Here is an 11,378-nt window from a genome sequence, read left to right as displayed (position 1 = left end):
GGCTGAACGGAAAATCCACCTGTGGCTGGGCAGGCGGCAGCATCCGGTCCGCTTGCGGACCGGATGTCGGTGGGGTGGGGCGGTCAGGCTGATGTCGGGGTGAGGGCGACCTGGTGGCCGAGGGCCTGGAGCTGGCGGACGAGGTCGCGGGTCTTGCGGGCGGGGTCGAGATGGCGCCGGTGCCAGTCGGCGCCGAGCTCCTGGTAGGAGGCGTCCGGGTCGTTGATCAGGTGCCAGGCGATGACGAGTATCGAGCGGGCGACGGCGACCAGGGCTTTGGCGTGGCCGCGGCGTTTGACGATGCGGCGGTAGCGTGCGCCCAGGAAGGTGTCGGTGCGGGCGGCCGCGTTGGCGGCCTCGCCGAGGGCGCCCTTGAGCCAGGGGTTGCCCTGCCCGGCCGGGCCCGCGGTGTTCTTCGCTCCGGACTGGATGGTCCGGGGACACAACTTCGCCCACGAGACCAGGTGTTCGGGGGTGGGGAAGCGGCTCATGTCCGCGCCGATCTCGGCGAGGATGATCTGCGCGGTGGTCGGTCCGATGCCGGGAACGGCGTCCAGGCGCTCGGCCAGGACCTGTGCACTTACCGCGGTGGCCGGCTCGTCCCCGGTGCCCGGGGTGTCGTGCGGTGTGGTGATCTCCTCCAGCGTCTGGGCGATGAGCTGGTCGAGTTCGCGGATCTGGGCGGTCAGGTGGTCGACGCTGGCCAGCAGCACCCCGAGCAGCCGGGCGTGGTGGTCCTCGAACTGCCCGGTCAGGGCCTCGGTCAGGGCCGTCTTCTTCTTGACGAGGCTGCCCTGGGCGAGCTCGGCGAGGGTGCGGGGATTGCGTTCGCCGGCGACCATGGCGTTCATCATGGCCCGCCCCGACAGGCCGAAGAGGTCGGAGACGGTCCCGGACAGTTTGATCTGCGCGTCCTGCAGAGCCTTGTCCACGCGGTGCTTGTGCCGGGTGCGTTCCTGGACGAACACGGTGCGGGTGCGGGTGAAGTCCCGCAGCTGCCGGACCGGTTTGGGCGGGACGAACGAGGCACGGACCATGCCGCGTTCGCCGAGCTTGGCCAGCCAGACCGCATCGAGCTTGTCGGTCTTGGGACGTCCGGGGACGTTCTTCACGTCCCGCGCGTTCACGAGCCAGCAGTCCAGGCCGCGGGCTTCCAGCAGGTAGAAGAACGGGCGCCAGTAGTTGCCAGTCGCCTCCATCACCACCCGCTCGACGCCTTGGCAGACCAGCCGGTCTCCGAGTTCCAGGATCGCGTTGGTGGTCGAGGCGACATTCCAGACCTGCTGGATGCGCCGGCCCTCTATGGTGTCGTGCGGGACGCGCAGGCAGACCATCCCGGATGCCTTCGCGATGTCGATCGCCGCGACCCTGGCGACCGTTCCGTCGTCGTGGTCCTCTCTCAACTCCTCCATGACATACCCCTCTGTTGCGCTGGTGCGGGCGGGGGCTGCCCGGGGAGCCTGAGGGGAACGGAAAGGCTGATCGGCGTGCTCAAGGCGACAGTGTGCGGCCCCTCGGACGGCTCCCTCACCAGACTCCTATGCGGGCTCACAGCCCAAACATCGATCGGCGTCGGCGGACAGCCCCCGTACCGATTTTCACGCCCGCGAGGCGTCATCCGCAGGTGAACGGCTGACTCCTATGGGGCCCCTCCGGCGTTTGGGGAGCGGGGTCTGGGCGGAGCCCCAGTTGCGGGAAGGGGCGGGTAGAAGGGGCGGGCAGGGGACAGGCGCCGCAGGCACCCGTGCCCTACGACGGGGACGAAACCGGTGCGCTGGACGAAGCCGGCGCGCTGTTGCTCGGGCTGCTGCCCCCGGTGGTGGTGCCGTCCGTCGTGCCACCGTCGGTGGTCCCGCCCTCGGCACCACTCGTGGTCCCGCCGTCCGTGGAGCCGCCGTCCGTCGTCCCCCCGTCCGTCGTCCCCCCGTCCGTCGTGGTTCCACCATCGGTAGTACCGCCATCGGTGGTGCCGCCGTCAGTCGTGCCTCCGTCGGTCGTACCGCCAGTCGACGTCGGACCACCCGTAGTCGGGCCACCCGTAGTCGGACCGCCAGTGGTCGGACCCCCGGTCGTCGGACCACCCGTGGTCGGACCACCCGTAGTAGAACCACCAGTCGTCGGCCCACCGGTAGTCGGGCCACCCGAGGTCGGATCGTCCGACGTCGGCGGCCGGCTGCCCGGCGAAGACGAACCGTCGTCCGTCGGCGTGCCGCTCTTCGACGGATCACCACCCGACCCGCTGCCACCACTCGCACCCGGCTGCGGCTGTCCCGACGTACCGGGACCGGACGGATCGCCCGGGTCCCCCGGGCGCTTGGTGGAGCCCTGGGTCGGCTCGTCGGCGATCAGCCCGTCCTGCCCTTCGTCCTCATTGGCCGACTGCTCGGACGTCACCCTGTTCGGCGACTCGTCGCCGTCCGAGGCCGCGCCGAGCGTCACCACGGTGCCGAGTACGGCGACGAGCAGCGCGCCCGCGCCCGCCGCGACCATATTGCGCCGGGCGCCGGTGAGCACGGCGAGACGGCCACCAGCGCCACCCCCACCGCCCTCCGGCGAGCGGTGGGTGACCAACGTGCTGTCGTCCCCCGCCCCGTCGGCCGCCCTGGCCGAAAGCGACAGGGGTACGACCGCTGCCGGTACGCCACCGGGCGGCGACGCCGACTCCTCGTACCGAGCCGCCGGCACCTCCTCGCCCGCGGGCGTACGTCCGCCGAGCACGAGCCCGCCGGCGCCCGCGCCGGAGCGGTCCGCGACCAGCGCCAGCGCCCTGCGTCCGGCGACGGTGCCGCTCTTGTCGGCCACGGCGCCGCGCATGGCGATGGACGCCTCCAGCTCGGCCCGGGCCCGGTCCAGATTGCCCGTACAGAGCGCCAGGACGCCCAACTCGTGGTGGAAGTACGCCTCTTCGGCAACCTCCCCCGCGATGCGCGCGGCCTCAAGGCCCGCCCGCAGCGTCCGCTCCCACGCGCCCCAGGAAAGCCCGGCGGCGAAGGCGGGAGCCGCCGTACGGGCCAGCAGCACGGCGGCGCTCGGGTGCCCCGCCTCCGTACCCGGCACCAGGGCGCCCATCGCCGCGAGCATCGCGTCGGCCTCCGCGGCCGCCCGCTCGGGCGACACCGAGGGGTGCCCGGCCCACCAGGCGTAGTGCTGGGCGGCGGTGTGCGCCTGCTCCGCCACGTCGTCCGCGAACCCGGCGGCCTCCAGCTGTACGGCCACACCGGCCGCCAGCCGGAAACGCGCCCCGACCGGCGAGAGCAGCCCGCAGCTCATCAGCTCGCCGAGCGCGGCGTCCGCGTGGGTGTCCCCCACCAGGGCCGGCAGGTGCGCCTGGTTCGGCACCTCCCCGCCGAGCGCGATGGCGAAGCGCAGCGTGGCCCGTGCCGACTCGCTCAGCCGGGACGCGAGCAGCGCAGCCGGCATCGCCCCCTCGGCGAGCGACGGCAGGGGTACGTCGTGACCGTCCTCCGCGTCGAAGGGCGCGTCGAACGGCTGCTCGTTGAAGTACCCGTACTCGTCGAAGGCGTTGGGATCGGCGCGCAGCTTGTCCCGCTGCCGCAGCAGCGCACCCGCCTGCGTGAAGCGCAGCGGCAGCCCCTCGGACTCGAACCACAGGTCGCCCGCCCAGTTCGCCTCGTCCTCGGTGAGGGGCCGCTCCACGGCCCGCTCCAGGAGTTCCAGGCTGGCGCTGCGGCCGAGACCGCCGAGGAAGACCTCCTCGATGTGCGAGTCGGGCGAGGGAGCGGCGACGCCGGGCGTCGCCGCCAGCAGGAAGGCGCACTCGGGCGTGGCCTCCAGCAGCTCGTCCAGGGCCGCCCCGCCGAAGTCCAGGTCGTCGAGGACGACGACCGCGCCGATGTCATGGACGAGATCGAGCAGCCCCGCCCGGTCCGGGCGGTGCAGCGGCGCGCTGTACACGGCGGCGAACAGGTCGTGGAGCAGCTCTTCGGGCGTGCGGTGGGCTCCGCTGAGCCGTACGACTCCGTCGGGCGCGAGGTCCGCGCAGTCGGCGGCGACGGCATCGAGCAGCGCCGTACGCCCGGATCCCGACGGCCCGGTCAGCCGCACCGAGCGGCCGCGCGCGAGCAGCCGTACGAGCCTCTCGCGCTCCTCCTGACGCTCCAGGAGCGGCAGCTCGGGAACGACGGGCCCCGGCGGTACGGGCGGCCTGGACGCCCGCAGCAGCTCGGCGCGGTCGTCGGCGCTGTGCCTGACCGGCCGCGCGGGACGCTCACCGGGCGGGCAGACTTCGATCTCGCTGCCGTCCACGGGGTTGACGGTGAGCAGGAAGTCGCCCGCGACGACCTGCACGGTGCGGGCGGGTGCCGACGAGGTCTGCCCGCTCCCCTTGCCCGGACTGCCGGAAATGCCCTGACTGCTCTGGCTGCTGCTCTGCGCAAGGGCCGGCGGCATCGCGTCTCGTGGTGGCCGGCGCGATCCGTCACCGGCTTCGCTCTCGCCGAATCCGTCGTTGTCGTGGCCGTACTCTTCCGGTCCCCGGTTCATCGGGTCCATGGTCAAAGCCCCCCAGATGCGTTGCGTGCGGATGCCCCTCCCGGCCTTTCCCACGCGCGCTGTCGCTTCTGGTCCGGTGCCCGCCGTACTCGGGTTCGTCAATCAGCAGGCGACCGAACCCTAGACCTTCGCACAGTATCCGGGAACACGAGGGGTGCCACCCCGCCCGGGACGTCACAGTCTCGTGAGGATTGTGCGCCCGCAGTACGTATCGCGCCGCTTCGCGCCCTACGCCGTACCGCTCAGACCCGCGGCAGCGACTCGGCGGCGAGGCCGCCCTCGATGGCGAGGATGCGGTGCAGCCTGGTCGCGACCAGCAGGCGCTGCATCTGGGCCGGTACGCCGCGCAGCACGAGCCTGCGGCCCGCCCGCCCGGCCCGCCGGTGGGCGCCCATGATCACGCCCAGTCCGGTGGCGTCCCAGGAATCCAGCTCGGTCAGGTCCAGCACCAGATCGCCGACACCGTCGTCGACGGCCGAGTGCAGGACCGTACGGGCGTCCGCCGCGCTGCGGACGTCGAGGCGGCCCCCGACGACCAGCTCGACGTGGTCGCCCCTGATGTGCATATGCGCTCCCCGAGAGTGCGTCAGTTCTCCGTGTCTTGTTTCTTTCCCTGCACCCAACTGACTGCCTTACGGGTCAGGAAGTTGCCGTCCGTAAGCGAACCGATACCGAATTCACCCCTGGGAGTGACCCCAGGGGCTGACAGGGCATCAGTGCTTGTAGAAGCCCTGCCCGCTCTTGCGCCCGATGTCACCGGCATCAACCATCCGGCGCATCAACTCCGGCGGGGCGAACTTCTCGTCCTGCGACTCCGTGTAGATGTTGCTGGTCGCGTGCAGCAGGATGTCGACGCCGGTCAGGTCCGCGGTCGCGAGCGGGCCCATGGCGTGCCCGAAGCCCAGCTTGCAGGCGATGTCGATGTCCTCTGCCGAGGCGACGCCCGACTCGTACAGCTTCGCGGCCTCGACCACGAGGGCCGAGATGAGGCGGGTGGTGACGAAGCCGGCCACGTCGCGGTTGACGACGATGCAGGTCTTGCCGACCGACTCGGCGAACTCCCGCGTGGTGGCGAGCGTTTCGTCGCTGGTCTTGTAGCCCCGTACGAGCTCGCACAGCTGCATCATCGGTACGGGCGAGAAGAAGTGCGCGCCGACGACCCGCTCCGGACGCTCCGTCACGGCCGCGATCTTGGTGATCGGGATGGCGGAGGTGTTGGACGCGAGGACCGCGTCCGGCCGGACGATCTTGTCGAGCGCGCGGAAGATCTCGTGCTTGACCTCGAGCTTCTCGAAGACGGCCTCGACGACGATGTCGGCGTCGGCGACCGCGTCGAGGTCGGTGGTCGTCGTGATGCGGCCGAGCGCCGCCTCGGCGTCCGCGGCGTCCAGCTTCCCCTTGGACACGAACTTGTCGTACGAGGCCTTGATGCCGTCACGGCCGCGGGTCAGCGCGGCATCGGTGACATCGCGCAGAACGACGTCCCAGCCCGCCTGCGCCGAGACCTGCGCGATACCGGACCCCATGAGTCCGGCCCCGATGACGGCGAGCTTCCTGGCCACGACACACCCCTTGATTCCTTAGGCCTTAACGCCTGTTTACTTCAGGCTCTCCGGCGGAGGTTAGCGCCCGTGAGGGGCCGAGTGGCGGCGAAGAGATGCGCGTCACTGTCCAAATGACGGACATCACATTGCCACCGAGGCCCATCACCCCTCAGCACCCCTGTCCCCTTGCTCTCAGGGTCGATCCGCACTTCGACTCCAATCACCTCCGACTCGTCCAAAGCGCGGTCCTTGAGGCGTATGACGAACGGTGTGGTTGGCCACGACCGCACGCCCCGAGCTCAGGAGTTTCCTCGCCTCGCCGGATGAGTGGGCATCAGCGACCGGCGCTGGAAACGGCAACGCTGCCGACCTGGTGGACGCGGCGCGGGCCCGTACGGCGCCCTGATGTCCGCTGTGCTGGTGGTGGCCGCCGTGACGGTGGGCACACGCGTCTTCCGGAAGGCGGGGACATAGCTAGGCTCGGCTGCATGGTCAATCTGACGCGCATCTACACCCGTACCGGCGACAAGGGCACCACCGCCCTGGGCGACATGAGCCGCACCGCCAAGACCGATCTGCGGATCGCGGCGTACGCCGACGCGAACGAGGCGAATGCCGTCATTGGGACGGCGATCGCGCTGGGGCAGCTCGACGAGGCGGTCGTGAAGGTCCTCGTCCGGGTCCAGAACGACCTCTTCGACGTGGGCGCGGATTTGTCGACGCCGGTCGTCGAGGACCCGAAGTACCCGCCGCTGCGTGTCGAACAGGCGTACATCGACAAGCTGGAGGCGGACTGCGACCGCTTCCTGGAGGAGCTGGAGAAGCTGCGCAGCTTCATTCTGCCGGGGGGCACGGCGGGGGCTGCGCTGCTGCATCAGGCGTGCACGGTCGTGCGGCGGGCGGAGCGGTCGACGTGGGCGGCGTTCGAGGTCCACGGCGAGGTCATGAATCCGCTGACGGCGACGTATCTGAACCGGCTGTCCGACCTGTTGTTCATCCTGGCCCGGGTGGCCAACAAGGAGGTCGGCGACGTGCTGTGGGTACCGGGCGGCGACCGCTGAGTTCTTGTGAGCAGTGTGCCGGGGCGGAGCCCCGGCACACCCGGCCCGCCTACCCCACCGGCTCCCGCTTCGGGAACACCGTGTACGTCCCCGCGATGATCGCGTTGCTGCCGATCACGAACAGCATCTTCTGCTGCCACATCCGCAGCGACCCGATGCCGCCGTCACCCCCGACGTACCAGATCGCCGCCTGCAGCAGCCCCATCGCGATCCCCGCCGCCAGCATCCGCTGCCCCGCGACCTTCCACTCGTGCACCGCGCGCGCCACCCCGTACTTCGGCGGCGGCACCGGCGCCGGTCCGCTCGCGAAGCGGTGGGCGACCCGGGCGTCGACCCACTTGACGGTGCGGTGGCCGAGCGCGACCGTGAAGCCGATGTAGACGGCCGCCAGCCCGTGCTTCCAGTCGGGCTCCGCGCCGTTCCTCAGGTCGACAGCCGTGACGACCAGCAGCACGACCTCCAGCAGCGGCTCCATGAGCAGCACGGCTGCCCCGGCGCGCGGCATCTTCGCCAGGTAGCGCAGGGCCAGGCCCCGTGCCAGCAGTACCCAGAAGCCGACTTCGCAGATGATGATCACTGTGACGATCACGGTGTTCACCGAGTGGACCGGAGGATGCCCCCACATTTATGTGGGGGAGGAACCCGGCTTCCCGCGTAGCGGGGCAGAGGTAGCCGAATCGCCGCCGGGCGATTCGGTGTTCACCCCCGAGGCGCGGAGGCCGACCTCAAGCATGTAGACCAGCTCGGAGTTGAGGGACCGCCGTTCGGACTTGGCGTGAGCGCGCAGCCGGTCGCGAAGATCCTCGGGAAGGCGCAGAGTCATACGAACTTCATCGATCATGGTGGTATTATGATGGCATGGCGACACCAATGAGAGTCGAGGAGACCGGGCGCGCCCGGTACACCTACAGACTTCGCGTGTCGTCCACCGCGCTCGCCGCGCTGCTCTCCGAGTGGGACCGGTGCCGTTGGATCTGGAACGAGTGCGTGGCCAAGTCCAAGGCAACCCACCTGCACAACAAGGCCAACCCCGGCGGCAAGCGGACCTGTGGTCCGGCGCAGCTCGACAAGATGCTGACCGAGGCCCGCACCCGAACTCCGTGGCTGCGCGAGGGATCGTCGGTTCCTCAGCAGCAGCTCATACGGGATTTCGGGAAGTCCCGCGCCAAGGCGCAGAAGGACATCAAGGACCGGCTTCCGATGCGCCGGCGGGCCGGTATGCCCCGCTGGAAGAAGAAGCGTGAGGCCGACCCGAGCCTGAACTACACCAAGCGCGGCTTCCGGTTGAAGGACGGCCGTCTGCACCTGGCGGGCGGGATCGTTGCGACGGTGGTGTGGTCGCGTGAGCTGCCCGCCGAGCCCAGCTCGGTGCGGGTGTACCGGGACAGCCTTGGCCACTGGTACGCGAGCTTCGTCGTCGCCACCGGGGCGCAGCCGCTACCCTCTGCCGGGTCGGTGATCGGGATCGACTGGGGCGTGAAGGAGACCGCCACCACCACGAGCGATGACCACGACCTCCCGCACGCCGGGCACGGCAAGAAAGCCACTACGAAGCTGACCCGCTATGACCGGATGATGGCCCGCCGTAAACCGAAGAAGGGCCAGGCCGGATCAAAGGGCTACCGCGAAGCCAAGAAGCTGCGCGCCAAGCTGCACAAGAAGGTCGCCCGGCAGCGGGAGGACACCGGCCGCAAGTGGGCCAAGAAGGTCGTCCGCGACCACGACCATCTTGCGGTGGAGGACTTCCGCCCGAAGTTCCTGGCCAGGACCACCATGGCCAAGAAGGCCGCTGACGCCGCCATCGGCGCAACCAAGCGAGCCCTGATCGAGATGGGCCGCAAGCACAGCCGTGCCGTGCACCTGGTACACCCCGCGCACACCACGATGGACTGCGCGCAGTGCGGAGCGAGAGCCAAGCACGCACTGCCGCTGGGAGAGCGCACCTACACCTGCACACGATGCGGAACCGTGAGCCCACGGGACAAGAACTCCGCACGCGTGATGCTCATCAGGGCTGGTCTGTGCCCTGCTGGTGCTGATGGCGTAACACCTGTTGGGGCGCTGCCCCATCAGGCCGCCTGAGCCAGGAATCCCCGCTCAGCCCTGAAGGAGAGATTCTCCTCCCTTCAGGGAGGGGAGCAGTCAATCTCCTCCCGTTACGCCCTCAAGCCTCCCGTCCGCGTAGCCCCGAATCGTCATCGCCAGTGACGAACCGCACTGCATCCTTCGATGTAGCCCCGGCTCACCCCGCACGGGGAGGACGAGCCGGTCCGCGACGTGTTGGATGGTGGCGTGACCCGCTTCCCCCGTCCGCACCACGACGACGTACTCATCGCGGTGATCGGCCTGCTCGGCGGGGTCCTGCTGTGGGGCCTCGGGTTGCACACCACCGCCATGCGCGAACTCATGCCGTCGTGGGTGACCCTCGTACCGCTCGCCGTGATGGCGTTCCTGGAGCTGCTGCGCAGGTCGTGCCCCCGCGCGGCCCTGCTCATCGGCACGGCCGCCCTCATCGCGGACCAGTTCACCTTCGGCAACCTGGCCACCGTCATCATGTACACAGACCTGATGTACGCCGCCGTGGTCTACGGAAGCCCGGGCGCGGCCCGCCGTATCCCCGTCATCACGGGGCTCATCACCGTCGCCATGACGTTCGGCGCCCTGGCCTGGCTCCGTCAGCCGGAAGCACTGCTCATCGGCGTCGTCACCGGGCTCGTTTCCTTCGCGCCCGCGCTCACCGGCGCCACCCTCCGCAACCACCGCCAGGCTGCCGAGGCGGCCCGGCTGCGGGCCCAACAGACCGCGCTGCTGGCCGAGATCGACCGTAACCAGGCCATCACGGCCGAGCGCGCCCGGATGGCGCGCGAGCTGCACGACATGGTCGCCAACAACCTCTCCGCCATCGCGATCCACTCCACGGCCGCGCTGTCGATCGGAGAGCCCAAGGCATCGGCGGACGCCCTGGCCGTCATCCGCGAGAACAGCGTCCAGGGCCTGTCCGAGATGCGCAGGCTCATCGGGCTGCTCCGCGACAGCGGCGGAGCCGGCCAGGAGCCGGCCGTCGCCCCGGCGCTCGACGGACTCGACGCCCTCCTCGCTCAGGTGCGTACGGTCGGCTCCGACAGCGGACTCGTCTTCGTCCTCGACGACGGCCGCGAAGCGGGCGGCGGCCGACTCCCGGCGCCGGTCGAGTTGGCCGCGTACCGGATCGTCCAGGAGTCCCTCACCAACGCGCTCAAGCACGCCTCCCCCGGCACGGTCACGGTGACGCTCGCGCACACCGACCACACGCTGACGGTCGGCGTGACCAGCCCGTACGGCGAGCGGCCCGGCCCGCGCGCGCCCGGTTCGGGTGCGGGTCTGGTGGGGATGCGGGAGCGAGTGACGCTGCTCGACGGGTCGCTGGAGGCGGGCCCCGTCACCGCGGCGGACGGCACGAAGATCTGGCAAGTACGGGCGCGACTGCCCGCAGAGGACGATACGGAGCTGTACGCATGACGATTCGGGTACTGGTCGCCGAAGACCAGTCGGCCGTACGGGCGGGCCTCGTGCTCATCCTCAACAGCGCCCCGGACATTGAGGTGGTGGGGGAGGCCGGGGACGGCGAGGCGGCGGTCGCCATGGCGCGCGAGCTGCGCCCGGACCTGGTGCTGATGGACGTCCAGATGCCGCGCATGGACGGGGTGTCGGCGACCCGGCTGGTGGTGGCGGAGCAGCTGGCCGACGTGCTGGTGCTGACGACTTTCGATCTTGACGAGTACGTCTTCGGGGCGCTGCGCGCCGGCGCCGCGGGTTTTCTGCTGAAGAACACCGACGCGAAGGACCTGATCGAGGCGGTACGCACCGTGGCGCGCGGCGAGGGTCTGATCGCGCCCGCCGTCACCCGCCGGCTGATCGCGGAGTTCGCGTCGCCCGCGCCCGTACGGTCCGCGAACGCGCCCGGTCCCGAGGCCCTTGATTCGCTTACCCGGCGCGAGCGCGAGGTGCTGTCGTGTCTCGGGGAAGGACTGTCGAACGCGGATATCGCCGTACGTCTGACCATGGCCGAGGCCACGGTGAAGACCCATGTGAGCCGCCTGCTCGGGAAGCTGGAGCTGCGCAGCCGGGTGCAAGCCGCCGTACTCGCTCAGGAGTTGCGAATCTGACCGGGCGGTGGCCTGCGGGTGACGGCCTCACGGACTCCTCTGGTCCAGACCTCTTGACGATTGGTCCAGACCTTCCTACGCTCACCGCACCGCAGTGGTGAGCGTGTCATGACAAC

The 11,378-nt window shown here is 70.2% G+C and carries 11 protein-coding genes; 5 read left to right on the top strand and 6 right to left on the bottom strand.

Annotated elements, in window-relative coordinates; all coding sequences use genetic code 11:
• Positions 1–83 precede the first annotated feature (83 nt).
• From J7E89_RS11010 to J7E89_RS10995, 4 genes are all read right to left on the bottom strand, one after another.
• Positions 84–1,412, bottom strand: a complete 1,329-nt coding sequence (locus tag J7E89_RS11010) for an IS110 family transposase (RefSeq protein ID WP_214971997.1) — start codon at positions 1,410–1,412, stop codon at positions 84–86.
• A gap of 337 nt (positions 1,413–1,749) precedes the next feature.
• Complete coding sequence (locus J7E89_RS11005; protein WP_214971995.1) at positions 1,750–4,512, bottom strand: ATP-binding protein; 2,763 nt, start codon at positions 4,510–4,512, stop codon at positions 1,750–1,752.
• A 242-nt stretch (positions 4,513–4,754) separates the two neighbouring features.
• Positions 4,755–5,078, bottom strand: coding sequence for an STAS domain-containing protein (locus tag J7E89_RS11000; RefSeq protein ID WP_069926899.1), 324 nt, complete (start codon positions 5,076–5,078; stop codon positions 4,755–4,757).
• Positions 5,079–5,225: 147 nt separating this feature from the next.
• Positions 5,226–6,074 (bottom strand): 3-hydroxyacyl-CoA dehydrogenase family protein, encoded by an 849-nt coding sequence (locus J7E89_RS10995; RefSeq protein ID WP_214971993.1) that lies wholly within the window; start codon positions 6,072–6,074, stop codon positions 5,226–5,228.
• A 256-nt stretch (positions 6,075–6,330) separates the two neighbouring features.
• On the opposite strand from J7E89_RS10995, the gene J7E89_RS41785 reads away from it, so the two are divergent.
• Positions 6,331–6,462 (top strand): hypothetical protein, encoded by a 132-nt coding sequence (locus J7E89_RS41785; RefSeq protein ID WP_285439225.1) that lies wholly within the window; start codon positions 6,331–6,333, stop codon positions 6,460–6,462.
• Between the two features lie 82 nt (positions 6,463–6,544).
• Positions 6,545–7,117, top strand: a complete 573-nt coding sequence (locus tag J7E89_RS10990) for a cob(I)yrinic acid a,c-diamide adenosyltransferase (RefSeq protein ID WP_214971991.1) — start codon at positions 6,545–6,547, stop codon at positions 7,115–7,117.
• A 49-nt stretch (positions 7,118–7,166) separates the two neighbouring features.
• On the opposite strand, the gene J7E89_RS10985 is transcribed toward J7E89_RS10990, so the two are convergent.
• Together J7E89_RS10985 and J7E89_RS42035 are read right to left on the bottom strand one after the other, a co-directional pair.
• Positions 7,167–7,706, bottom strand: coding sequence for a hypothetical protein (locus J7E89_RS10985; RefSeq protein ID WP_214972017.1), 540 nt, complete (start codon positions 7,704–7,706; stop codon positions 7,167–7,169).
• A 36-nt stretch (positions 7,707–7,742) separates the two neighbouring features.
• Positions 7,743–7,958, bottom strand: a complete 216-nt coding sequence (locus J7E89_RS42035) for an Arc family DNA-binding protein (protein ID WP_214971988.1) — start codon at positions 7,956–7,958, stop codon at positions 7,743–7,745.
• A gap of 17 nt (positions 7,959–7,975) precedes the next feature.
• Between J7E89_RS42035 and J7E89_RS10975 the strand changes: the two genes are divergently transcribed.
• The 3 genes from J7E89_RS10975 to J7E89_RS10965 all read left to right on the top strand — a co-directional run bounded on the left by J7E89_RS10975 (position 7,976) and on the right by J7E89_RS10965 (position 11,262).
• The gene (locus tag J7E89_RS10975; RefSeq protein ID WP_214971985.1) at positions 7,976–9,199 is read left to right on the top strand and encodes an RNA-guided endonuclease TnpB family protein; all 1,224 of its coding nucleotides are present in this window, start codon (positions 7,976–7,978) and stop codon (positions 9,197–9,199) included.
• A gap of 210 nt (positions 9,200–9,409) precedes the next feature.
• Positions 9,410–10,615 (top strand): histidine kinase, encoded by a 1,206-nt coding sequence (locus tag J7E89_RS10970; RefSeq protein ID WP_308315428.1) that lies wholly within the window; start codon positions 9,410–9,412, stop codon positions 10,613–10,615.
• Positions 10,612–11,262 carry a response regulator transcription factor gene (locus tag J7E89_RS10965; RefSeq protein ID WP_214971983.1) on the top strand — a complete coding sequence of 217 codons (651 nt, stop codon included), beginning with the start codon at positions 10,612–10,614 and terminating at the stop codon, positions 11,260–11,262. The genes J7E89_RS10970 and J7E89_RS10965 overlap by 4 nt, the downstream gene beginning before the upstream one ends.
• The last annotated feature ends 116 nt before the right edge of the window (positions 11,263–11,378 follow it).

This window comes from Streptomyces sp. ISL-100 (assembly GCF_018614615.1).
Lineage (GTDB): Bacteria > Actinomycetota > Actinomycetes > Streptomycetales > Streptomycetaceae > Streptomyces.
This window is presented reverse-complemented; position numbering and strand designations above follow the sequence as displayed.